19 protein-coding genes and 1 rRNA gene are annotated in these 24,586 nt (G+C 44.1%); 8 read left to right on the forward strand and 12 right to left on the reverse strand.

From position 1 onward, the window contains the following. The 3 genes from BK126_RS18915 to gyrA form a co-directional block, all read right to left on the reverse strand. Nucleotides 1-223: ribosomal RNA gene (locus BK126_RS18915) — 16S ribosomal RNA — on the reverse strand; the annotation flags it as partial. Nucleotides 224-657: 434 nt separating this feature from the next. Beyond that, complete coding sequence (locus BK126_RS18920) at nt 658-1,767, reverse strand: HD-GYP domain-containing protein (protein ID WP_076314128.1); 1,110 nt, start codon at nt 1,765-1,767, stop codon at nt 658-660. 198 nt (nt 1,768-1,965) lie between these two features. Then, nucleotides 1,966-4,533 (reverse strand): DNA gyrase subunit A, encoded by a 2,568-nt coding sequence (gene gyrA, locus BK126_RS18925; RefSeq protein ID WP_076314129.1) that lies wholly within the window; start codon nt 4,531-4,533, stop codon nt 1,966-1,968. Nucleotides 4,534-4,918: 385 nt separating this feature from the next. Here gyrA and BK126_RS18930 point away from each other — a divergent pair, with 385 nt between their 5' ends. Further along, complete coding sequence (locus BK126_RS18930; RefSeq protein WP_076314130.1) at nt 4,919-5,701, forward strand: YheC/YheD family protein; 783 nt, start codon at nt 4,919-4,921, stop codon at nt 5,699-5,701. 144 nt (nt 5,702-5,845) lie between these two features. Here the strand turns inward: BK126_RS18930 and gyrB are convergent, their stop codons facing one another. The 9 genes from gyrB to BK126_RS18980 form a co-directional block, all read right to left on the reverse strand. After that, on the reverse strand, nt 5,846-7,756 hold the full coding sequence (gene gyrB / locus BK126_RS18935) for a DNA topoisomerase (ATP-hydrolyzing) subunit B (protein ID WP_076314131.1): 1,911 nt from the start codon (nt 7,754-7,756) through the stop codon (nt 5,846-5,848). 134 nt (nt 7,757-7,890) lie between these two features. Continuing rightward, nucleotides 7,891-8,139 carry an extracellular matrix regulator RemB gene (gene remB, locus BK126_RS18940; protein WP_047912550.1) on the reverse strand — a complete coding sequence of 83 codons (249 nt, stop codon included), beginning with the start codon at nt 8,137-8,139 and terminating at the stop codon, nt 7,891-7,893. Between the two features lie 15 nt (nt 8,140-8,154). Beyond that, nucleotides 8,155-9,267 (reverse strand): DNA replication/repair protein RecF, encoded by a 1,113-nt coding sequence (gene recF / locus BK126_RS18945; RefSeq protein ID WP_076314132.1) that lies wholly within the window; start codon nt 9,265-9,267, stop codon nt 8,155-8,157. Nucleotides 9,268-9,323: 56 nt separating this feature from the next. Next, nucleotides 9,324-9,542, reverse strand: coding sequence for a S4 domain-containing protein YaaA (gene yaaA / locus BK126_RS18950; RefSeq protein WP_047912552.1), 219 nt, complete (start codon nt 9,540-9,542; stop codon nt 9,324-9,326). 56 nt (nt 9,543-9,598) lie between these two features. Next, entirely contained in the window at nt 9,599-10,741 is a 1,143-nt protein-coding gene (dnaN, locus tag BK126_RS18955; protein WP_076314133.1) for a DNA polymerase III subunit beta, read from the reverse strand. 218 nt (nt 10,742-10,959) lie between these two features. Next, a complete protein-coding gene (dnaA, locus tag BK126_RS18960) occupies nt 10,960-12,306 on the reverse strand; it encodes a chromosomal replication initiator protein DnaA (protein ID WP_076314134.1) in 1,347 nt (448 codons plus the stop codon). A gap of 594 nt (nt 12,307-12,900) precedes the next feature. After that, nucleotides 12,901-14,448, reverse strand: a complete 1,548-nt coding sequence (gene gntK, locus BK126_RS18970) for a gluconokinase (protein WP_076314136.1) — start codon at nt 14,446-14,448, stop codon at nt 12,901-12,903. Between the two features lie 128 nt (nt 14,449-14,576). Further along, entirely contained in the window at nt 14,577-15,938 is a 1,362-nt protein-coding gene (locus tag BK126_RS18975; protein WP_076314137.1) for a GntT/GntP/DsdX family permease, read from the reverse strand. A 192-nt stretch (nt 15,939-16,130) separates the two neighbouring features. Beyond that, on the reverse strand, nt 16,131-16,799 hold the full coding sequence (locus BK126_RS18980; RefSeq protein ID WP_076314138.1) for a GntR family transcriptional regulator: 669 nt from the start codon (nt 16,797-16,799) through the stop codon (nt 16,131-16,133). Between the two features lie 511 nt (nt 16,800-17,310). On the opposite strand from BK126_RS18980, the gene rpmH reads away from it, so the two are divergent. From rpmH to rsmG, 7 genes are all read left to right on the forward strand, one after another. Continuing rightward, on the forward strand, nt 17,311-17,445 hold the full coding sequence (gene rpmH / locus BK126_RS18985) for a 50S ribosomal protein L34 (protein ID WP_039295761.1): 135 nt from the start codon (nt 17,311-17,313) through the stop codon (nt 17,443-17,445). A gap of 173 nt (nt 17,446-17,618) precedes the next feature. Then, on the forward strand, nt 17,619-17,972 hold the full coding sequence (gene rnpA / locus BK126_RS18990) for a ribonuclease P protein component (protein WP_047912558.1): 354 nt from the start codon (nt 17,619-17,621) through the stop codon (nt 17,970-17,972). Between the two features lie 70 nt (nt 17,973-18,042). Then, nucleotides 18,043-18,924: a YidC/Oxa1 family membrane protein insertase gene (locus BK126_RS18995; RefSeq protein WP_177178735.1), complete on the forward strand. Its 882-nt coding sequence runs from the start codon at nt 18,043-18,045 to the stop codon at nt 18,922-18,924. A 33-nt stretch (nt 18,925-18,957) separates the two neighbouring features. Next, the gene (gene jag, locus BK126_RS19000; protein WP_076314139.1) at nt 18,958-19,662 is read left to right on the forward strand and encodes an RNA-binding cell elongation regulator Jag/EloR; all 705 of its coding nucleotides are present in this window, start codon (nt 18,958-18,960) and stop codon (nt 19,660-19,662) included. A 116-nt stretch (nt 19,663-19,778) separates the two neighbouring features. Next, the gene (mnmE, locus tag BK126_RS19005) at nt 19,779-21,155 is read left to right on the forward strand and encodes a tRNA uridine-5-carboxymethylaminomethyl(34) synthesis GTPase MnmE (RefSeq protein ID WP_076314140.1); all 1,377 of its coding nucleotides are present in this window, start codon (nt 19,779-19,781) and stop codon (nt 21,153-21,155) included. Nucleotides 21,156-21,391: 236 nt separating this feature from the next. Then, nucleotides 21,392-23,278, forward strand: a complete 1,887-nt coding sequence (mnmG, locus tag BK126_RS19010) for a tRNA uridine-5-carboxymethylaminomethyl(34) synthesis enzyme MnmG (protein WP_076314141.1) — start codon at nt 21,392-21,394, stop codon at nt 23,276-23,278. Between the two features lie 2 nt (nt 23,279-23,280). Beyond that, nucleotides 23,281-24,006, forward strand: coding sequence for a 16S rRNA (guanine(527)-N(7))-methyltransferase RsmG (gene rsmG / locus BK126_RS19015; RefSeq protein ID WP_076314142.1), 726 nt, complete (start codon nt 23,281-23,283; stop codon nt 24,004-24,006). Nucleotides 24,007-24,586: the final 580 nt, after the last annotated feature.

The following is a 24,586-nucleotide window of genomic DNA, read 5'->3' on the forward strand; positions in this document are numbered from 1 at the left end:
GATTGCTCCGTCTTTCTTTCCCCTCCCATGCGAGAGAAGAACCTATCCGGTATTAGCTACCGTTTCCGGTAGTTATCCCAGTCTTATGGGCAGGTTACCTACGTGTTACTCACCCGTCCGCCGCTAAGCTAGGTGAAACAAGTTTCACCTTACTCCGCTCGACTTGCATGTATTAGGCACGCCGCCAGCGTTCGTCCTGAGCCAGGATCAAACTCTCCAAAAAAGAGAGCGATTAAGCTCAATTAGAAAAACTGACGAGAACGTAATGTTCTCTTTATTTTGCTCAACCATTCATACGGTCTTGCGACACGTACCGAATGATCTCGCTAAGCATTTTCTTCGAAAATGCTGCTCACTCGTTGTTCAGTTTTCAAAGATCAACTTCGTTGCGTTTCAACCCTCGTCGTCAGCAACTTTTATATCATATCATGTCCGGTTTAGAAATGCAAGCTTTTTTTAAAAGTTTTTTTCAACTTCTGATCGAAGCTTACTTGCCATGTTCTTGTTTGAAACGGCTTATTTCTTGGCCGGAATTAGAATATACCATGTATAAAAATATAATGCAAGCTTTTTCTTTAAGTAATTTATTTTCTATTGTTTTATCTACTATAGAAGGTATCTCTTTCTACAATTGAGATGGAGATACCCCCTGATATGTTACTCATTTATTACTCTCTTGATATAGAGCTGACGCTCTGCCACTAGATTTACAATAGCTCCCTCTACAGCTACCATTGGACGCGTTGGGTGATCTCGATCGGTAAATATGATACTCCCCCTGCGATGATCGCTCAGCTCGACTACCGCTCCATTATGAAATTGTGTCACTTTACGAATAAAGGTTTGTACGATCTTCGGATCAAGCTTCCCGAAAGACTCTTGCATAATCTGTTCCAGTACCAGGTAAGGTGATTGCGAGCTCTTATACGGTCTCTCGAGCGTCATGGCATGGAATATATCTGCCACGGCAACAATTTTCGAATACGTATGGATCTGATGCCCCTCCAGCCGCAGCGGGTAACCCGAACCATCGATTTTTTCGTGGTGCTGAAGTGCAGTTAATCTTACCCCGTCATTGATCGCTTTTACGTTCTTAAGAATTGTATATCCGTGGGTCGTATGTTTTCTTACTTCTTCCTCTTCTGTCTTACCCAGCGGTTTAGTACTGTACAAGATCTCAGGTGACACTTTAATATTACCGATATTATGAAGCAGGCCTGCGAGTGCGACTTGTATCCAGTCCCTTTGAGGCAGCTCACACCACTGTGCGATTAAATAGGAGGTTAGAGCTGTCAATACAGCATTGTGGTACATATAATCATCTCTTTTTATCGACCGTGGACTAAAATGAAGCACTTGATCGTTTTTTAAATGTAGTATAAGAATCGAAAATTGGGTACGAAGCTCGAAAACAGGAACCTCAAATGCCATGGCCTCATTAAAAGCCTTCTTCGTCAAAGTGACCATACGCTCATACTCTTCCTCAAAAGAAGTAACATCTGCTGTATTTATAATCTCTGCGATCTGCTGGTCTACCTGTATCTGTTTCTCCTGCTCTTCCTGCGTGCTATATGCAGATCCTCCTTCTGAAGAACCCACTGTATTCATATCTACTTCTACGGTCTGTACAAGAAACGCTCGCAAAATTTCTAGATCTCGTGGAAGGATCACTTTTCCTTTGGATAGAAGGAGTCCCCCCAGCGGTGTATGTACATCCTTGGCCAGCTTTGTCCCTGGCTTTAATTCGATAATTGACATCATAACCATTACGCTAACGCTCCGTTCCTAACACAGTAATCTAGCAGTATTAAAAATATTATTCTATTTTCCATTATATCCCTACAGGTAACTTGTGTATATTGCGAGTTTATGACCTAATTATCTTTTATTTAAGGTCTCACCTTTAGCATTTCTATATGGTTAATCTAAAAAAAGAGACCCCATTATGGGATCTCTCTTGATAACCTATTCTTCGTTCTCAGAATCCGTTTCCGGATCAATAAGACTGCTCTCTTCACTGTCTTCTGTAACCGGTTCTGCAGCATCTTCAGACAAGGCACCCGATTCGGAAATAAGAGCTACATCCTCAATAGCCTCTAATTCCTCTTCTTCTGTTTTATCTGTTCTGCATACCGTTGCTACTGAATCATCCTCGCGTGTATGAATGAGTCTCACCCCTTGAGTGTTACGACCCATCGTGGAGATTCCCTCCATACTCATGCGCATCAGTGTTCCGCTTGTTGTTATAATCATCAAGTCTTCTTCGTTCTTCACGACCTTCAGGCTGACAACTGGACCATTCTTCTCCGTAATGTTGATCGTCTTGATCCCTTTACCACCACGGCTTTGAATACGATAGTCCGACACCGGTGTACGTTTGCCGTATCCGTTAGCCGTAACAATGAGAACCTCAAGCTCTGAATCGACAATATCCATACCGATGACCGAATCCTCTTCGTCCAGGTTTATGCCTTTGACCCCTGTCGCGCTTCGTCCCATCGAACGGACATCATCTTCAGAGAAACGAATCGACATACCTTGAGCTGTGCCGAGAATCATCTCTTGTTTGCCATCGGTAAGCTTCACTTCAATAAGGGAATCGTCCTCACGCAAGTGGATAGCTATAAGTCCGCCCTTGCGGATATTTACATAATCTTCGAGCGGGGTCTTCTTCACAACGCCATGCTTGGTGGCGAAGAACAAGAACTTCTCGCTTTCGAACTCTTCAACCTCAATTACCGCGTTGACAGTCTCCCCTTGCTCGATCTGAATCATATTAATGATTGGCGTTCCTCTAGCGGTACGGCCAAGCTCAGGAATTTCATAAGCCTTGAGCCTGTACACCTTACCTTTGTCCGTGAAGAACATCAGATAATTGTGAGTATTGGTTACAAACAAATGCTCTACGAAATCCTCGTCCTTGGTATCCATACCCACGACACCACGGCCGCCTCGCTTCTGTGAACGGTATGTGGAGACCGGAAGACGCTTAATGTAACCGGTGTGGGTAATCGTAACTACCACATCCTCGCGCGGAATCAGATCCTCATCAAGAATGCTTTCTTCGCCTACCGTAATCTCTGTGCAGCGCTCATCATTGTAACGTTCTTTGATTTCCTGCAGCTCATCACGAATAATCTCAAGCACCAAATGCTCATTCGCCAGAATCTCGCGATATTCTGCAATCTTGGCAAGAAGCTCGTTATATTCGTTCTCAATCTTCTCGCGTTCGAGTCCTGTAAGACGCTGCAAACGCATATCAAGGATAGCCTGTGCCTGATCATGACTAAGTTCAAAGCGCTCAATCAATCCTTCTCTCGCAGCATCTGTCGTTGCAGAAGCACGGATCAAAGCGATGATCTCATCAATATGATCGAGTGCAATCCGCAATCCCTCGAGGATATGGGCACGAGCTTCTGCTTTGCGAAGTTCGAATTCCGTACGACGGCGAATAACCGTAATCTGATGCTGTAAGTAGTGATACAGAACATCACGCAGGCTCAGAATCTTAGGCTCGTTATTAACGATGGCCAGCATGTTTATACCGAAATTGGATTGCATGGAAGTATGCTTATACAGATTGTTAAGTACCACGTTCGGATTCACATCGCGGCGCAGCTCAATAACAATTCGCATACCGCTGCGGTCGGATTCATCCCGAAGATCTGTAATACCTTCAATCTTCTTCTCCCGTACAAGCTCTGCGATCTTCTCTACAAGACGTGCTTTATTCACTTGATATGGAATTTCATGCACGATAATTCTTGCTTTGTTATTCACTTCTTCAATGGTCGTTCTTGCACGCATCGTAACCGTTCCGCGGCCCGTTTGATAAGCCTGACGAATACCAGAGCGGCCAAGAATAAATCCAGAAGTCGGGAAGTCAGGACCCTTGATATATTCCATCAGCTCTAGAGAATCAATATCAGGATTCTCGATCATTGCGTGAACCCCATCGATGACTTCTCCCAAATTATGCGGTGGAATATTTGTCGCCATCCCTACGGCAATACCGCCTACACCGTTTACGAGCAGATTAGGATATCTAGCAGGGAGAACGACAGGCTCGTGCTCTTCCCCGTCATAGTTAGGTATAAAATCTATCGTATCTTTATTAATATCACGAAGCATCTCCATCGCAATCTTGGACAAACGTGCTTCCGTATAACGCATTGCCGCCGCCATGTCTCCATCAATGGAACCAAAGTTACCATGGCCATCAACGAGCATATAACGCATTGAGAAATCTTGGGCCATCCGTACCATAGTTTCATATACGGCCGAGTCTCCATGCGGGTGATACTTACCGATAACTTCGCCGACGATACGCGCTGATTTCTTGTAAGGCTTGTCAGGTGCCATTCCAAGCTCCGACATTGCAAACAGAATACGACGGTGCACTGGTTTAAGCCCGTCTCTAACGTCAGGCAAAGCACGGCTGACGATGATACTCATCGCATAGTCCATAAAGGACTCGCGCATTTCTTCGCCAATATCGCGGTCTTTAATTTGCGAGTTATTTTGATCCGCCATGCTGGACCTCCTTCTTGTCTATCAAACAACATTGTTAAGCTGAAAATGTATTTGTGAAAAGCCTAACAAGGCTTTAACGCCCAAATCTTCTAATGAATTTCTCTCTATTACTAGCCTAGACAAAAAGTCCATTATTAAACGTATTCACGCTTCTAATTGGACCTATCTATAGGGATATGCCCTTCCTGTTTTGAAGAGCAAACCATATACTGTACAAATTCAGAATGGACATTCAGCTGCACAATATTACTCATATCCACACAAAACGCCATATTCCTCTATTATACCACTGATTTTTCTCCTTGTCCTATGGATTTCCTCCGGCAGGTATGATACTTCGCGAATTTATTGACTACATTTGATTAAGTAATAAAGGAGTGGTTAAGTGAGCATCCGACGTGTCTCAAGCAAATGGAAAAAGACAGCTGTTCTCTTAAAAGATCCTCAGATCGCTGTCTATGTTCCAGAAACTCGCAAGTACAATCAGAATAATCTAGAGAAAATGCTGAACTCCCATCGTACGGTATATGTGAAACCAGAGCATGGATCTCATGGCAAAGGAATTATGCGGGTAGAGAAACCAAATTCTAGCAGCGATGAGACCCATTCATCAAATGAATCCGAGCATGTTCTCCATTATGAAAAAACGAAAAAAACGTACACTACCGTTACAGCCCTGCATCAAAAGATACAAAAGCGAATGAATGGAAAGTCATATTTAATTCAGCGCGGGATCAGACTTCTTAAGCATCAAGGCTGCCCATTCGATCTAAGAGTGATGGCTCAGAAGAACCCTCAGGGCAAATGGGAAGCTACCGGCATTATCGGTAAAGTCGCTGCAAAAGGAAAAATTGTGACTAATATTAACGGCGGCGGTCACATTGCTTCTTTTGAAGCTTTGTTAAAGCCCTATCTCGGAGAAGCCGGGACAAAGAAATTCAAGAAAGAACTGAACTCTCTCGCTCTCAAAACGGCAAGACAGATGGAAAAGAACTATCCCGGCATTAAGGAGCTCGGCCTCGACATTGCTCTAGATGAGAAAGTAAGACCGTGGATTCTTGAGGTTAATACGTCTCCTGGCTTGTATGTGTTCGGTTATTTACCGGACAAGAGCATTTATCGAAAAATCAAAAAGTACGCTAGAGCTTACGGTAGAGTACGAATGTAACCATTCGCAGCAAAATCTAGCGTTCGCGTAAGCTCCTAAATACTCTCTGCCATAGAAGTTATTCAACTGCCATCCCGTCTACTGCAAATCAGAAAAAGGGGCCATACCGGCCCCTTCTGTAAAACATATTGTTTAATATGAATACTAAACGTCGAGATTCTTGACGTATCTTGCATTCTCCTGAATGAAGTCGCGTCTAGGCTCTACGTTGTCTCCCATCAGGGTATCAAACATGGTGTCCGCGATCATTGCGTCCCCTATAGACACCTGAAGCATCGTGCGGCTCTCTGGGTCCATCGTCGTCTCCCACAGCTGACCGGCATTCATCTCTCCAAGTCCTTTGTAACGCTGTACATTGACCTTAACGCCCTCGCCGAACTCCTTTAGAATGAGGTCACGCTCAGCCTCTGAACCTGCATAGCGGACAGTCTTATTGCGCTCGATCTTGAAGAGCGGCGGCTGAGCGATATACACAAAGCCCGCTTCAATAATTTTGCGCATATAGCGGTAGAAGAACGTGAGCAGAAGGGTTCGGATGTGGGCTCCATCGACGTCGGCATCGGTCATAATAATCACTTTATGATAACGTGCCTTCTCGATATCGAAATCATCGCCGATCCCCGTACCGAGCGCTGTAATAATCGCACGAATCTCGGCATTTGAGAGAATTCGATCGAGTCTCGCTTTTTCTACGTTCAGAATCTTACCGCGGAGCGGCAAAATCGCTTGGAAATGGCGGTCCCGTCCCTGCTTCGCCGATCCACCTGCGGAGTCACCCTCAACGATGTACAGCTCACTGATCGAAGCATCCTTCGACGAGCAGTCAGCGAGTTTACCAGGCAGAGCACTCACTTCAAGAACGCTCTTACGACGAGTCATCTCACGAGCTTTACGCGCTGCTTCTCTCGCTCTAGACGCTTGCAGGGCTTTATCCAGAATCCGGCGGGAAACAGAAGGGTTCTCAATCAGGAACTCCTGCAGCTTCTCTGCAAACAGGGATTCCACAACTCCGCGCACTTCACTATTGCCAAGCTTGGTTTTGGTTTGTCCCTCAAACTGCGGTTCCGGGATCTTGACAGAGATAATAGCTGTCAATCCTTCACGCACGTCATCCCCTGTTAAGTTGCTGCTATTATCCTTGATAACGCCAGCCTTACGAGCGTAGTCATTAATGATCCGTGTCAATGCACTCTTGAAGCCGGATTCATGAGTACCGCCCTCATGGGTGTTAATATTATTCGCAAAGGAGTAGATATTCTCTGTATAGCTGTCGTTGTATTGGAGGGCTACCTCCACCTGAATGTTCTCACGCTGCCCTTCGACATAGATTGGCTGCTCATGAAGAACCTCTCTCTTGCTGTTAAGGTATTGTACATATTCCTTGATCCCGCCCTCATAATGGAACGAGCTTGAATCACCGGAGCGCTCATCCGTAATGCTGATGCCAATTCCTTTGTTTAGGAACGCCAGCTCACGAATACGAGTAAGCAGGATATCATACTCAAATACGGTCGTTTCCGTAAAGATCTCAGGATCCGGATAGAACGTTGTCGTTGTTCCCGTTTCGTCGGTATCACCGATGACTTTGACATCATACTCTGGAACACCACGGCGGTATTCCTGCTGATAAATGTGCCCATCACGTTTAACAATAACGCTAACCTTGGTGGACAGAGCATTCACGACGGAAATACCTACACCATGGAGCCCCCCAGAAACTTTATATCCGCCGCCGCCGAATTTACCTCCAGCGTGAAGGACGGTCATAACAACCTCAAGGGCAGATTTCTTCATCTTGGCCTGTTCTGCTACAGGGATCCCCCGACCGTTATCGACAACGGTAATGCTGTTATCTTCGTGGATCGTCACATCAATCTGATCACAGTAGCCTGCAAGAGCTTCATCGATACTGTTATCCACGACTTCCCATACGAGGTGATGCAAGCCTTTCGAGCTCGTAGAGCCGATATACATCCCTGGACGTTTTCTGACGGCCTCAAGTCCTTCAAGGACCTGAATCTCATCTGCACCATATGTCGGTTGATTCATAGACATGCCTTTCACCTACTTCACTAGATTAGAGTGGATCTGATAATTGTGTTATGACTGTATATAAAAGTGCCAAATGCGTTATAAAAGTACCGCCTCCTTGCTCTTATCGCAAGATGACGATACTCCTCAATAAATCATTATATATCGCTTAGAACATTCGCTCTTTTCTTGAGAGTGGTCGAAGAGATTGGGGAATAGTAAACCGTGCTCTTGGTAACGACAATCGACTTCGCTTCTTCTTCTCCAATGATCTCCAGGTTTTTTTCCTGTTTAGAGTAAGTAATATACTGCTTCGATATTTTGGACGATTTTTCAATCGATATATCAAAAATAGCAACGAGCTCGGAAGAGCGGATAATCTTGTCTCCGCCCAGGTGGATATACATTGTCCGTTCATCTCCTTAACGTTCCACGTGACCAGCCTGTACATGATAGATATGAGCATCATGGAGCTTGCTGGTATTTAGTGTCTCAACCCCTGTTGCGGTTATAAACGTCTGAACTTTGCTCTGGAACGTTTCAATTAGCTGCGTCTGACGGTATGGATCAAGCTCAGATAGTACGTCATCCAGAAGCAGAACCGGATATTCACCAATCTCCTCGCAGATCAGCTCGATCTCTGCCAGCTTGAGTGACAGAGCGGTCGTTCTCTGCTGCCCCTGTGATCCATAGGTTTGTACTTCATGGCCGTTAATAAAGAAGGATAGATCGTCGCGATGAGGACCGGTTAGCGTTGTGCCTCTTCGGATCTCCTGATCCTTGGTTTGTGATAATTTTATCATAAAAAGGTCTAATAAAACAGCTTCATCTTCTTCGAGGGCATCGGCAAAGGATGGAACATAAGCAAGCTCAAGCTTCTCTTTGCCCCCTGTAATGCCTTCATGAATCGTTTCCGCCCATTTTTGCAGCTTCTTTATGAATTGTTTCCTTTTTTTAACGATTTTAACACCATGCTCTGCTAATTGCTCATTCCATACGCTGAGCATCACCTGCTGAGATTCCGAAGCACCCCATAACTGCTTCAGCAGATTATTTCGCTGGACCAGAATCTTCTGATACTGCTGGAGATGATAAATATAGCCTGGAGCGACCTGTCCAATCTCCATGTCAAGGAACCGGCGGCGAACCCCCGGTGTCCCTTTGACGATCTCCAGATCCTCCGGCGCAAACATGACCACATTCAGGCTGCCGATAAAATCACTGAGCTTACGCTGCTCCAGACCGTTAATCTTTGCTTTTTTGCCTTGCTGGGATAACGATAAATCAAGCTGAATTGTTCCGTACCTTCTATCCACATGTGCACTGATATGCGCGCTCGAGGCATTGAATCGAATGAGTTCCTTGTCTTTAGAGGTCCGATGACTCTTCGTTAGTGCCAAAGCGTATATCGCCTCAACCAGGTTCGTCTTGCCCTGAGCATTCTGACCAATAATCAGGTTAACCGGCCCAAAGGACTCGAGCTTCAAATGCTCGTAATTTCGGTATTGATTCAGTTCAATGTCACTTACAAACACACTTTACATCCTCCCTTGCCTCTCGCCTCTTGAGGAAGCAGCAGGTGTTCGCTCTTCTATTTCGCTTCTTCGACCTGGAATTCGCCTTCCCCATCAACGGCTACCAGATCTCCAGCATACAGCTTACGGCCCCGTCTCTCTTCGATCTCACCATTTACTTTGACAGCCTGCTCCTGGAGCAGCGCCTTCGCCATTCCACCTGTCGGAACACAATCGGCCAGCTTTAGAAACTGATCGAGCTTAATATATTCACTGTGGATAACTATTTTTTTCACGGAAAACTTCCTCTCATGTGAATAACTTTTTATTTCAAAAAAAATAATACACAGCTCTAGTTCGTTGTACGGTATGGCAGAATGACATACTGGCTTGAGCTGTTGTCCGTCGGTTTTAGGATAATTGGGCTCATCACGCCGGTGAAGGAGATCATAAGCTCTTCACTCTCGACGACTTTGAGCACATCAAGCATATATTTCGAGTTGAAGGAGATTTTGAGCGGCTCCCCTTTGAAATCTTTTACTTGTAGCTCTTCACGCACCTTACCTAGCTCAGAGGAGCTGGATGAAATTTCAATATCACCGTTATCCAGTGTCTGCATACGAACGATGTTTGTTTTTTCCTCACGGGACAGCAAATACGCGCGATCGATCGATTCGCTGAGCTTCTTTGTTTCTAATACGAGTTCTGTTTTGTAGGAGCTCGGAATAATTCTAGAAGTATCAGGGTAAGTTCCATCCAGAATGCGGGTATAGAATAATACACGGTCAATCTTGAACAGCACCTGGTTGTCAGCAACGACGATATCAACGAGTGAATTTTGATCAGGGATAATTTTACTCAGCTCATTTAGTGTTTTTCCTGAGATTACAATATTGTGGAATTTGATCTCATCGGCTCCTTCGATATGAGCAGAGCGGGTTGCAAGGCGGTGGCGGTCAGTTGCCACAAATTTGAACTCATTATCAGCCAGACTCCATAATACGCCAGTCAAAATAGGTGTTGTCTCATGAGTGGAAATGGAGAATACCGTTTGCTTAATCATATTCTTGAGCAGATCACCAGGAATGGACAAGGTTTGGTTCTCTTCAATGCTTGGAAGAATAGGGAATTCCTCGGGATCGAGTCCAACGAGCTGAATTTCTGTTGCTCCGGCAGAGATAAAGGTATTGAAGTTGTCTTTGACTTCCATGTGAACTTCCTGAGATGGCAGCTTCTTAATAATTTCGACAAAAAACTTAGCGGGTAAAACAACACTACCTGCCTGCTCTACAGAAACAATGGTCTTTCCATCCTCTTCTAAAGGGATAAACGATTGAATAGAAATATCTGTATCACTTGCAGTAAGCGTAACGCCTTGATAATTCACATCAAATTTGATGCCCGTAAGAATAGGGATCGTGGTTCTGCTGGAGATCGCCTTGGATACATGTTGAATGGATTCATTCAGGTAGCTTTTCAATATGCTGATTTTCATAGTTTCACTCCTTGGGGAATATAAGCTTGATGTTGCTGACTAACGTACTTAACTTTTTCGAAATTTCGCGTCGTTAAGACGCATCTATATTGATGTAGTATTTATTAAAAAATAGTAGTAATAGTAATAGGCGCACTGAATATGTGGATAAGCCCTACAAACGGCATAAAATTAAGCCTATCCACATGTGTACAGATTGTGCATAGGCTTTGTACTTGTTAAGTTGGGTTTTTGATTTTCTCGATAAGATTGTTGATAACTTTAAACAGTTCCTGATCGCTCTTTATCGATTGTGTTATTTTCTCATGCGCATGAATGACGGTTGTATGATCCCGTCCCCCGAATGCTTCTCCGATCTTAGGCAAGGAAAAGTCAGTCAATTCTCGAGATAGATACATCGCAATCTGCCTTGGGAAGGCCACCGCTTTGGTTCTTTTTCTAGCCTTGAAATCTTCAAGCTTCAGATTGTAATATTCGCCAACCTTCTGCTGAATATCCTGAATGGTAATAATCTTCGGACGGCTTGATGGAATGATATCCTTGAGTGCTTCTGCTGCCAGATGTGTTGTTACGTCCTGATTGGTCAGAGACGAGTATGCTACCACACGAATAAGGGCCCCTTCAAGTTCTCTGATGTTCGTATCGATCTGATTGGCAATATACATCATTGCCTCATTCGGAATATCGAGATTCTCTGCCTTGGCCTTCTTGCGAAGAATGGCGATTCGCGTCTCAAGATCCGGAGGCTGGATATCGGTTATAAGTCCCCATTCAAACCTGGAGCGCAGCCGTTCTTCAAGTGTCGGAATTTCCTTCGGCGGCCGGTCACTAGAGATAATAATCTGCTTATGTTCTTCATGCAGTGCATTAAACGTATGGAAGAACTCTTCCTGTGTCGATTCCTTACCGGCCAAAAATTGAATATCATCAATCAGCAAAATGTCGACATTGCGATATTTATTGCGAAAATTCTCACCACGGTTGTCGCGGATGGAATTAATGAATTCATTCGTGAATTTCTCCGATGAGAGGTAAACGACCTTACTGCTGGGGTTATGCTCCAAAATGTAGTGCCCTATGGCATGCATGAGGTGTGTCTTGCCGAGTCCAACTCCTCCATATAAGAAGAGCGGATTGTACGCTTTGGCAGGGGCTTCTGCAACTGCAAGTGATGCTGCATGTGCAAATCTGTTGCCCGGGCCGATGACAAACGTGTCAAAAGTGTACTTCGGATTAAGCATATGTGCCATTGCCTCTTCTTGTGGTACTGGAGGAGGCGTGATCACTTGCTGCGGATCCGGCTCAGCCGTCTTGTGTTCTTCTATGACAAACTTAACGTCCACTTGTTTTCCGAGCAGTTCATAAACGGTTGAACCGACAAGTTTCGTATAGCGGCTCTCCAGCCACTCTACAGCGAACGTAGTGGGTGCTGATATGACGATAGACTGATCATTCAGCTTAATGGCTTTGGTCGCCTTAAACCAGGTGTCATAGCTGGGTTTGCTAAGCTTGGTTTGAATTATTGATAGTATTTGCTGCCATAGTTCGGAAGTATGGCTGTCCACAGACTGTCACTCCTTTTAATCGTCCAAATGTGGCCCAGAGCCATGAGCGGAATGTCGAAATAAAATTTATATTGTAGAATTTATCCCCAGTGTCCAAAAGACCTCAGACAAAAAAAGAATGAACAACTTAAAATTGTTCACAACTTTATCCACAGGCTGTTGATAATATTATGGATCAAAACATATATTCACATCCAAAAGTAATATAATCATAGCAAAAGAAAGCTTATATTTCAACGGATCTCAGGATTTTATCCACAAATTCAATAACTTGTGTATAATTTTTAATCACAACACTATATATTGTTTATAATCTGTTTAGTTTTCGACAAGAATGCCCAAAAGGCGATAATAATTATTCACATCTTGTCCTCTAGCATTGAAGAAATCTGTTGAACAATTGGAGGCAGCCTGTGTATCTCTAGTGAAGTTAGGTCTGTGGATAACGAAGGAAAGTGAGTAAATCACTCTGAGGATATTTTTGAGGTTGTAATCATAGCCGATCAATTTATATAACGATTCATTAATCGTATTGAAACTAGGATATGCAAAAGAGCCGATCATTATGATCGGCTCTTTTGCCAAATGTTAAATCTATTCGGTTGCGGTAATATGTTCTCGCTGGAACTTCGCAATATCCTCATATTCTTCCGTCAGCTTACGGGATATACGGATAAAGATCGGAAGCAGCTCCTGGTAGATCGCTACATGGTTTTGATCCGGCTTGTGGGCATGAGTCGTTCCCACCATCTCTGAGACAATCTCAAGCGAATCTGTGCGTCCTGTAGCATATAGACCAAGGACAACAGCGCCGAGACATGAGCTCTCGAAGCTCTCAGGTACAACGACTTCCTGATCAAAGATATCGGCCATCATCTGACGCCATAGTGGAGAGCGTGCAAATCCGCCTGTAGCCAGGATCCGGCTTGGCTGACCCATTTGTTCCTTCATGGCAAGCAGAACCGTATAGAGGTTAAAAATGACGCCTTCAAGTACGGAACGAATCATATGCTCCTTCTTATGGTGCAGTGTAAGGCCAAAGAAGGAGCCTCTGGCATCAGGATTCCACAGTGGGGCTCTCTCGCCGGCTAAGAACGGATGGAAGAGCAGTCCGTCTGCACCAGGGCTGACACGTGCAGCGATACGAGTAAGTACATCATACGAGCTGATACCGAGACGTTTGGCTGTTTCTATTTCGCTGGCTGCCATTTCATCACGAACCCAGCGGAATATCATGCCTCCATTATTGACAGGCCCGCCGACAACCCAATGCTTCTCTGTCAAAGCGTAGCAGAACGTACGTCCTTTTGGATCAGTTACCGGCTTGTCTACAACGGTGCGGATTGCTCCGCTTGTCCCGATCGTAGCTGCCACTTCACCAGGGCGTATGGCGTTTACACCGAGATTGGACAATACACCATCGGTAGCTCCTACAACGAATGGAGTGGAGGCAGACAAGCCCATCTCTGCCGCATATTTTTCACTTAAGCCTTCGAGAATATGTGTCGTAGGTACAAGCTTGGACAAGCGTTCTGGAGTAATTCCTGCAATCTGCAGCGCTTCTTCGTCCCAATTCAGCTGTTCAAGATTCATCAGTCCTGTTGCAGAGGCTATAGAATGATCGACTACATATTCATTGAACAGCTTGAATGTAACGTATTCACGGATCGAAATGAATTTGGCTGATTGATTAAACAGCTCGGTGTGATCATGTTTGAGCCATAGCAGCTTGGCAAGAGGGGACATCGGATGAATTGGAGTTCCGGTGCGGCGATAGATCTCGTGCCCGTTCAGCTCATCCTTTAATTTTCTAGACCATTCGTTACTGCGATTATCTGCCCAGGTGATGCATGGAGTAAGTGGGTTCCCTGCTGCATCCATGGCGATCATACTGTGCATCGCTGTACTGAAGGAAGCAAACATTACTTGGTCAGGTGTAACGCCGCTTGTCTTCATGGCTTCTTTAACTGTATGGATGACGGCATGGAAGATTTCCTCCGGATCCTGAACCGCTGCATCGGGAACAGGGGTATAGAGCGGGTATTCCTCACTTGCTTTTGCAACCACTTGTCCATTCTCTTCAAACAGGACCGATTTCGTGCTCGTTGTCCCGATATCAATACCAAGCATGTATGATTTCATAACGTAAGAGCCTTCTTTCTAAAATGTATTTAGTAACGCAATTTGCCTAACACGAAGCTAGCAGTTCAGCTTCGTGTTAGGCAATTCTCATTGAAGTGTACATATATCCAGTGTACTATATGGAGTTTTTAGATGACAAAGCTTAATAGCAAAATAAGAATCAGTGCCACTACAGAAAGAATACATTCCATAACGGACCAGGTTTTTAACGTCTGGGATACAGACATATTGAAAAATTCTTTGATCATCCAGAAACCGGCATCGTTGACATGGGACAAGAAGAGGGAACCTGCTCCTGTTGCCAGAACGACGAGCTCGACACTTACATCTGGAGACATTCCAAGAACTGGAGCAACGATGCCGGCTGCTGTCGTCATCGCAACGGTTGCAGAACCGGTTGCAACGCGGATCAGAGCCGCCACGAGCCATGCAAACAGAATAACGTTGATGTTAATGCTTGTCGCAAGCTCAGCAATCGCATTACCGACACCGCTGTCGATCAACACTTGCTTAAATGCGCCGCCGCCGCCGATGATCAGAATAATGCTTGCTGTAGGAGCCAGACATTCGCTTGTAAACTTCGAAATTTCGCTTTTGTTAAAGCCGCGTGCAAATCCGAGAGAGAACAGTGCAAAGACGACAGAAATCAGGAGTGCAACAATTTCGTTCCCGATAAAAGTAAGGAAATGGGTAAGACCATTTGTAACTGCTGGATCAACAATGATCGCTACTGAACCGGCAAGCATTAGAATAACCGGCAGCAGAATAGTCAGTAGAGTAATACCAAAGCCAGGGAGTTCGCGTTCGCTTTTTAATGAGAATTGTTCAGCAAGCTCTGCTGGCGGCTCAACTTGTACTCTTTTGCTAATAATATTACCGAATACAGGCCCTGCGATAATCGCAGTAGGCAAACCAACCAGGATACTGTAGAAAATGGTCATACCTAAGTTAGCATCAAATGCATCGATCGCAATCATTGGAGCCGGATGCGGCGGCACCAGACCGTGCACGGTTGATAGACCGGCCAGAATAGGAATACCAATCTTAATAATGGACAAACCCGTTTTTCGAGCGACAGTAAAGACGATCGGGATAAGCAGGATAACACCTACTTCAAAAAATACAGGAATACCGACAATAAAACCAACGATCATCATCGCCCAGTGAACACGTTTTTGACCGAACCGATTAACCAGCGTTGTAGCAATACGTTCAGCACCGCCGGACTCGGCCATCATTTTACCGAGCATTGTACCAAGACCGATAACAATAGCTATCGTTCCGAGTGTTCCGCCAACCCCGCCGGTTATGGAGCCGATGACATCTTCTGCGTTCATTCCTGTAAGTAATCCGAGCATTAAGGCGGATATTAACAGGGAGACAAATGGATTCCATTTATATTTAGAAATCAATACGATAAGAATAACAATCGTAATTAGTGTCCATATCAGCATGGTGGCTGTATGACTAAGTCCAAAAATACTATCCATAATTCAAAATCTCCTTTGCAGCCAATTAAAGTGAAATTCTAAAGTTGTGTAAAACGAGAAACGCTTACAAAAGTATTTTAAAGCCTTTTTATCGAGTACGAGTATACTTGTCGACAAGTTTGAGCGAAAAAGAGAAAGTACAGCGCTTGCACATTTCTCAATTTGAATACCTTGGTACTTATCTTGGAGAAATCATAATGCTTTATGCAAAGTTTGCCGTGAATCGTCAAAATAAAGCTTAACCTCATCCGCAACAACCTCAGAATTACGAGACTCAAGTCCACGTATAAGTCTGCGGTGCTTCTCAATTACTGTTTCGATCCGCTCATGACCATGAGAGAAAACTTCCTCTGTCGTAATCAGCAGAACTGTCATAATAATCTGCCGGATGCTCTTCCATAAATGCAGCATTCGAGTGTGGTTTGCTTCTATTATGATCGTTTCATGGAAACTTAAGTCTTGGTAAGCAAATTCGACATGATCCTTATGTTTTGCCGATAGCTCCATCTTATCAATGATCTGCTGCAGCTTCATGATCAGCTGCTCTGGCAAATCTAACGATAATCGCTCCTGGACAAAGCTTTCAATAAGGTATCTAACGTCATACAGCTCATCCATATCACGTTGACTAAGACCAAGCACAACAGCGCCCATTCGTTCCAATCGAAGCAAGCCTTCATTTGAAAGCGTTTTAAATGCATCTCTAACGGGAGAACGGCTGCTGCCAAATTGAGTGGCGATTCGATTCTCGGACAAAACCTCTCCTACTGGAATGGCGCCATCAATAATTTGCAGTCTTAATTCGCTTACAATATATTCACCAAGAGACTCTCCTTGTAACCAAGCAGCAGGATATCGCATGACATGACGCTCCTATCCAAAAGTATACTTGTATACAACTAGCTGAGACTTATCCTACACTATTATTGAATGTTTTGTAAACGATTAATTTAGGATATATAAGAAGAATTTAATTCAATTTCCTAATTTAAGCGGATCCCGTTAAGCGCACATCCGCTTTTGCAGCCAACAGCTGGAGGACCTCTAAATAATAGGGGCTGGATGAGAAAACACAAAAAACAAATTGGTTATCCACATGTGTATAATTTATATATATTGAAAGATATTATTTGCTATTGTGGACAATTATTTAAATATCATTATATATCTTGTAAGTAAAACATGATAAGCTGTATGAAGTCAGTTGACTTTTTGACTTGATCATGTTTAAATGTATAAAGGCATTTTCTGTGTTTATGAAAATGATTAAATTTCGATAATGTTATGGATTGCGCTAAGCAAATTAATACAGTTCATAAGCTCTACAAGATAGTTCAATCTGTACAGGATTCCTTTAAGGGGGTGCATACACATGAGACCAACATTTAGACCGAACGTAAGCAAACGTAAGAAAGTTCATGGTTTCCGGAAAAGAATGAGCACGAAAAACGGCCGTAAAGTTCTGGCAGCCCGCCGTCTAAAAGGCAGAAAAGTATTAAGTGCGTAATGCGTGCATAAAGACCACTACGGTGGTCTTTTTTTCTTAATGTCGCTCATTTGATTGAAAATATAGAGGTATCAATACACTTTGGGTCGATTCGTTTATGTTTTTGGCGGATCGTCTATACTAGTTATGTTCATTTTTTGAGGATTGCCAGGTAAGCAAGGAGAAGATTGCTCGTGCATAAAAGATTACGTTTACGAAACCGGGACGACTTTAATCGCGTATACCGTTATGGAAAGTCCTTTGCCAACTATCAATTTGTGGTATATGGATTGCGTCGCAAAGATGTCGATCAGTTTCGAGTCGGCGTATCTTGCAGCAAGAAAATAGGCAATGCTGTTGTTCGCAATCGTATTAGAAGGATTATTAAAGAAATCATTCGTCATCATGAAGCCGAAATAGTAGAACATATGGATCTGGTTTTTATCGTAAGAAAAGGCGCCGCTTCCATGAGTTATCAGGAGATGGAGAAGAGTATCCTTCATGTCTTGAGAAAAGCTTCGCTGCTCAAGAAAAATCGCTTGAAATAGCGTTTTCTTTGTTCTTCTAATTATGGTATTATTTACGGTGGAATGGAAAGGTTAAGAGAGGGGTTATGAAGTGTCGCGATTCATGTCAATGAAGGGTAGAAAATGGCTCCTTCTTATCGCTGTCATCGCTTTGGTCTCCGTGTTAGCAGGCTGTTCTACGAATCCGTCCGCACACTTGACCACGGAAGACTTAAAAAACAGTGATTCATTTTGGAGAAGTAACGTTGTTTACTGGTTCTCACTCGCTCTAGATACTTTTGCGAATTGGTTTAATGGAGAGTATGGTCTAGCCATACTGGTCTTAGTGCTTATTGTTCGTACATTGATTCTCCCATTAACCATTAAACAAGTTAAAAGCTCTAGAAACATGCAGAGGGTTCAGCCCCTAATCAAGGAGATCCAAACAAAGTACAAGGATAATCCTGAGAAGCTGCAACAAGAAACAATGAAGTTGTTCCAAGAGCATAAAGTCAATCCGATGGCAGGATGTCTACCTTTGATCATCCAGATGCCAATATATATTGCTCTTTACAATTCAATCTATATGAATTCCAATATCAGTCAGCATACGTTCCTATGGATGGAACTCGGCTCACCGGATACATCATTTGTCCTGCCGATTCTCGTTGCTGTGTCGATGTTCTTCCAAACCTGGTACATGATGAAGCAAAACCCAAGTCAGCAGCAAGGTCCTATGCAATTTATGCTGTGGGTATATCCGATTCTGATGTTCGTTATGTCTTACCAGTTCGCATCTGCTTTGCCGTTGTACTGGTTCTATTCCAACATTTATACCATCGTACAAAACTTCTTCTTGTATCGTAATAACGATAAGCATTTGGCTGCCGCTAATGTTCAGGCTGCGACGAGCTCCAGCAAGGGACAAGCTAAATCAGGCAGTGGTGCTAACAGATCGCAAGGCAACAAGAAAAAGAAGAAGAAAAGAAAGTAATCAGCTTGTGGTGAAGGAGGCAGGGCGTTCTATATGACCACCGTCATTGCGACAGGTAAAACGATAGAAGATGCTGTCATGAAAGGATTAACTGAGCTTGGTGTCAGCCGGGAATCGGTTACGTTAAACGTCTTAGAGCAGCCATCCAGAGGATTTCTTGGACTTATCGGCGTTAAGCCCGCTAAAGTGGAACTAACCCTTATACCTAAACGCAAGAGCGAGTCCGTCGTAACTGAGCCTGACCGGATCCAAATTTCAAGCTTAACAGAATCGATATCTTCTGTGTCTGAGGCAGACCCCTATTACGAAGCAAGTGAATTCATTAAAGAAGTAGCTGCTGGCATGGGGCTAGAGGTTGATATTGATATAAAGAAAAACAGAGACGGAAAAATCTTTAATATAACTGGCGATAATTTAGGTCTGATCATCGGTCGTCGAGGGCAGACGCTGGATGCACTTCAATACCTTGCAAACATCGTTGCGAATAAGCACTCTACAAGCTTTGTTCGAATTGTGCTGGACGCAGAGAACTTCAGGCAGCGGCGCCGCAAGACGTTGGAGGAGCTGGCTGAACGTCTCGCATTACAAGTTATTCGTACAGGGAAAGAAGTAATACTTGAACCGATGTCGTCTCAGGAACGCAAAGTTATTCATGCGAAGCTGCAGCATCACCGTCAGATTAAGACTTACAGTAAGGGCGAGGAGCCTAACCGTAGAGTAGTGATCACACCTAAATGATGTAATTCAATGAGAAATTTTGCGAATACGCAATGGCTTTCTGCGGGATGCAGGAGCCATTGCTTTTTTCATAGTATGGGCGAGTCTTTATATAAATGGTAAAGAAGGTGAACCTCTTGATTAGTGATAACATAGCTGCGATCTCCACGGCCGTTGGTGAAGCGGGGATTGCAGTGATTCGAGTAAGTGGTCCGGATTCAATTACAGAAGTAGAGAAAATATTCAAAAGTAAAAAACCTCTTCATCTTGTAGATTCCCACACCGTTCATTATGGACACATTATAGATCCAGACAGTAAAGGGCATATAGAAGAGGTGCTGGTTACTGTCATGAGAGCTCCGCGCTCTTTTACAACAGAAAATGTAGTTGAAATCAGTTCTCACGGCGGCGTTATTTCCGTTAAACGGATTATGGATTTACTTCTTCAGCTGAATATCCGGGTCGCCGAGCCTGGCGAATTTACGAAGAGGGCTTTTTTGAATGGCAGAATTGATCTGTCACAGGCCGAAGGCGTTATGGATCTGATTCGTTCGAAGTCAGACCGGGCATTCTCTGTCGCATTGAAGCAGGTAGAAGGATCGCTCTCCACCAAGATTAAAGATTTGAGACACACGCTGGTAGAGACGCTTGCTCATATTGAGGTAAACATCGACTATCCAGAGCATGATGTGGAGTCACTCACCTCGGAATTCATTAAAGAAAAATCATCTTTTGTGATGAATGAGATTGCCAAGCTGTTAAAAACAGCAGAACAAGGAAAAATATTAAGAGAAGGTATTACAACAGCGATTGTAGGAAGACCAAACGTCGGCAAATCCTCGCTGCTGAATACACTCGCCCAGGACAATCGTGCGATTGTAACAGATATTCCTGGAACGACACGGGATGTCATTGAAGAATTTGTTACGATTAACAACATTCCGCTGAAGCTGCTCGATACTGCTGGGATTCGGGAGACGATGGATGTCGTTGAGAAGATCGGGGTCGAACGTTCGAGGACGGCTTTTAGTGAGGCAGACTTGATCTTAATGGTAGTCAATGCGAGCGAGCCGATTCACGATGATGAGATCGAACTGCTTGAACAGATCAAAGGACGACAAGCGATCATTGTCATGAATAAGATCGATCTCCCAACTCAGGCTAATCGAGAGATTCTAGAGCGCTACGTCGATCCTGAACTTATTGTCCCGATGTCTGTAAAAGCCGAGGAAGGGATCGATGCACTTGAAGCAGCGATATCTCAGTTATTCTTCAGCGGCAGCCTGGAATCAGCCGATCTGACGTATGTGAGCAATGTGCGCCATATTTCCTTGTTGAAAAAGGCAAACCAATCTTTACGTGATGCCTACGAGGCCGCTGAGCAGTATATTCCGATTGATATGATTCAGATCGATGTACGAATGGCATGGGAGCATCTAGGAGAGATCGTGGGGGATACAGCACATGATGCGCTGATTGATCAAATCTTCTCTCAATTCTGTTTGGGTAAATAAAGGGTAAGCCGTTAGCCTACAGCTGACAATGCTGTTCACATTATGCACGAATCACGAATGTAGTAAGCTGCATCTTAACTTAAGCAGAAGGATTCGTTATAATGAAGGATGGTGCTTGAGAAGAGCATTCATATGCTCAGTACTATAGCTATTATCGATCGGATGAATTGAAGCCCGATTTAATTGTATAAGAATCAAACAAGGAAGTATTTCCTGATTATAAGGAGGTAAGGACAATGGGATATGATGGCGGAACGTTTGATGTCATCGTCGTTGGTGCCGGTCACGCAGGTGTAGAATCAGCACTGGCTGCTGCACGGATGGGTTGTAAAACGCTGATGGTAACCATCAATCTGGACATGATTGCATTCATGCCGTGTAACCCGTCGATTGGCGGACCTGCCAAAGGGCATGTCGTTCGTGAGATTGATGCACTCGGCGGTGAGATGGGTCGCAATATTGACAAGACCTTTATTCAAATGCGGATGTTGAATACAGGGAAAGGACCTGCCGTTCATGCGCTGCGAGCGCAGGCAGATAAATTCTCTTACCAGCATACGATGAAAGAGACGATGGAGAAGGAACCGAACCTGACGATGCGTCAAGGCATGGTGGATCGTCTGATCGTAGAAGATGGGCAGTGTGTTGGTGTGATCACCCAGACAGGAACGGAATACCGAGCTAAATCGGTAGTTATTACAACAGGTACGTATTTGCGCGGGAAAGTCATTATGGGCGAGCTGATGTATGAGAGCGGTCCTAACAACCAGCAGCCCTCCATTAAGCTGTCAGATCACTTGAAGGAGCTGGGCTTTGAGCTCGTTCGTTTCAAGACGGGAACACCGCCGCGGGTGCATAAGGATACGATTGATTTCTCGAAGACAGAGATTCAGCCAGGGGATGATGAGCCTAAATTTTTCTCTTATGAGACTGAAGGTTCAGATAATGAACAGCTCCCTTGCTGGCTGACATATACGTCGACTGTGACCCATCAGATCATTAATGACAATCTTCACCGTGCTCCGATGTTCTCTGGTGTAATAGAAGGAACAGGACCAAGATATTGCCCATCTATTGAGGATAAGATTGTTCGTTTCAGCGATAAGCCGAAGCACCAAATCTTCCTTGAGCCGGAAGGCAAGAATACGAAGGAATATTACGTTCAAGGTCTGTCCACCAGCTTGCCAGAGGATGTTCAGCTGCAAGTGCTTCGTTCCATTCCTGGGATGGAAAATGTAGAGATGATGCGAAATGGATATGCGATCGAATACGACGCCATGGTACCGACACAGCTGCTTCCTTCACTGGAAACGAAGCGTCTGCCGGGTCTATTCACCGCAGGCCAGATTAACGGTACATCCGGTTATGAAGAAGCAGCAGGTCAAGGAATTATGGCAGGTATCAACGCAGCACGCAAAGCCCAAGGTAAAGAGGCAGTGGTGCTGGATCGTTCGCAAGGCTATATTGGTGTCCTGATCGATGATCTGGTCACGAAGGGGACGAATGAGCCATACCGTTTGCTCACTTCACGCGCCGAATACCGTTTGCTGCTTCGCCATGATAATGCAGATCTGCGTCTGACTCCATTGGGCAAAGAAATTGGCTTGATCTCAGAAGAACGTTATGCGCGATTCCTCGATAAGAAGGAAAAAGTAGATCAAGAAATTGAACGTCTGCGCACAACGAGAATCCGCCCATCGGAAGTGAATGAGCTGCTCGCAAGCCTGGATTCGGCTCCGCTTCAGGATGGTACAACCTTGCTTACGCTGATGAGACGTCCTGAGATCTCCTACTGCATTATTGAACAAATCTCTCCTTCACCTGAAGATTTAAATGCAGAAATGAAGGAGCAAGTTGAGATTCAAATTAAATATGCGGGCTATATTGAGAAGCAATTAATCCATGTAGAACGACTTCAAAAAATGGAGAAGAAAAAAATTCCAGACTCCATCGATTACAATGACATACATGGTCTGGCTATGGAGGCGAAACAGAAGCTTGAACAGATTCGCCCGATCTCCATTGGTCAAGCATCCCGTATTTCAGGTGTGACACCTGCTGATATTTCGATCTTGCTCGTGTATTTGGAACATTACAATCGGGTAACGGCATCTAGGGGGTAACGATGGATCAAATACAGCAGCAGCTGCAGGATCGTTTAGATCCACGGGGTATATCTCTTACGGAGAAACAGTTGGAGCAATTTGAGCTTTATTATAAAGAGCTGGTATCCTGGAATGAAAAAATGAATTTGACGGGAATTACGGAGCGGGAGCAGGTCTATACGAAGCATTTTTACGACTCCGTTTCCCTTTCTTTCTATGTGGATATGAACAAGATTCAGACCATTGCAGATATAGGGTCCGGAGCCGGATTTCCCGGTATCCCATTGAAGATTTGTTATCCGCATTTAAAGCTTACGATTATTGATTCATTGAATAAAAGAATCAATTTCCTTCAGCATATCGTAGATACGCTGGGCCTTAACGGCGTAGAGCTTATCCATGGCCGTGCAGAAGAGCTGGGAAGACGGACAGGATATCGAGATCATTATGATCTGGTTACTGCACGAGCGGTTGCTCGAATGGCTGTACTGAATGAATTCTGTCTGCCTTTTGTCCGGAAGGATGGTATCTTTGCCGCGATGAAGGGGAGCGATCCGACGGAAGAATTGCAGGATGCTGAATTCAGCCTGAAGGAGCTGAAGGCGAAGGTGATCGACACGCATGCTTTCCAGCTGCCGGTTGAAGAATCGGCGAGACATATTATTGTCATCGGCAAAACAAGCAGCACACCGAAGAAGTATCCTCGCAAACCAGGAACTCCACTGAAAATGCCGCTTGTAAAATAGATAGAAAGAGAATGTTTCACGTGAAACATTCTCTTTTTTTTTGTGAATGGATAGTACACGATTTGACGAGGTCTCAAGCAATCACATTCTAGATACAAGGAGTAGGTAGATCATCAAATTCCTATTCAAGTTCATGTTCCTATTCCATTCCCATTTGGTTCCGGCTTCTTATTCAAATGCATAGATCCCACGCCGCAGCTCGATTTTGAGCTATCACCTGCCACCAAGCTTACCTCTTAGGGAATTACATGAAGTTGTTCTATCATGCTGCTCTCCACTAATCATGTTTCCATTAATGAAATCTCTTTTATTAAGTTGACCATTGAATTCTAACTTGTTTAACAGAAAAAAGAGTAGATTAGGCATAAAACATGTTGTGTTTTCACAGCTTATTTTCATAGCGGAAAAGAAAGAAATAAATCGATTGTTGAATAGGATTATGCGAGAAAAAGTGATAGAATACATAGTAGAATGAATGGGAGATTCAGACATCAATTTGATCTATGCCGTATTAAGATGTCGGAAGCTTCATTGTAGTTCAGTCTAATTTATATATCGTGAGTTTATGTCGTATAAAGTG

It is taken from the genome of Paenibacillus sp. FSL H7-0326 (genome assembly GCF_001955535.1).
Taxonomy (GTDB): Bacteria; Bacillota; Bacilli; order Paenibacillales; family Paenibacillaceae; genus Paenibacillus; species Paenibacillus shunpengii.

Bases quoted from the DNA above. Each gene is read 5' to 3' on its own strand.
- rpmH (WP_039295761.1), top strand. From the start codon at position 17,311: ATGAGACCAACATTTAGACCGAACGTAAGCAAACGTAAGAAAGTTCAT.
- BK126_RS18975 (WP_076314137.1), bottom strand. From the start codon at position 15,938: ATGGATAGTATTTTTGGACTTAGTCATACAGCCACCATGCTGATATGG.
- rsmG (WP_076314142.1), top strand. From the start codon at position 23,281: ATGGATCAAATACAGCAGCAGCTGCAGGATCGTTTAGATCCACGGGGT.
- dnaN (WP_076314133.1), bottom strand. From the start codon at position 10,741: ATGAAAATCAGCATATTGAAAAGCTACCTGAATGAATCCATTCAACAT.
- mnmG (WP_076314141.1), top strand. From the start codon at position 21,392: ATGGGATATGATGGCGGAACGTTTGATGTCATCGTCGTTGGTGCCGGT.
- gyrB (WP_076314131.1), bottom strand. From the start codon at position 7,756: ATGTCTATGAATCAACCGACATATGGTGCAGATGAGATTCAGGTCCTT.
- BK126_RS18980 (WP_076314138.1), bottom strand. From the start codon at position 16,799: ATGCGATATCCTGCTGCTTGGTTACAAGGAGAGTCTCTTGGTGAATAT.
- gntK (WP_076314136.1), bottom strand. From the start codon at position 14,448: ATGAAATCATACATGCTTGGTATTGATATCGGGACAACGAGCACGAAA.
- remB (WP_047912550.1), bottom strand. From the start codon at position 8,139: ATGTATATCCACCTGGGCGGAGACAAGATTATCCGCTCTTCCGAGCTC.
- gyrA (WP_076314129.1), bottom strand. From the start codon at position 4,533: ATGGCGGATCAAAATAACTCGCAAATTAAAGACCGCGATATTGGCGAA.
- jag (WP_076314139.1), top strand. From the start codon at position 18,958: ATGACCACCGTCATTGCGACAGGTAAAACGATAGAAGATGCTGTCATG.
- BK126_RS18920 (WP_076314128.1), bottom strand. From the start codon at position 1,767: ATGGTTATGATGTCAATTATCGAATTAAAGCCAGGGACAAAGCTGGCC.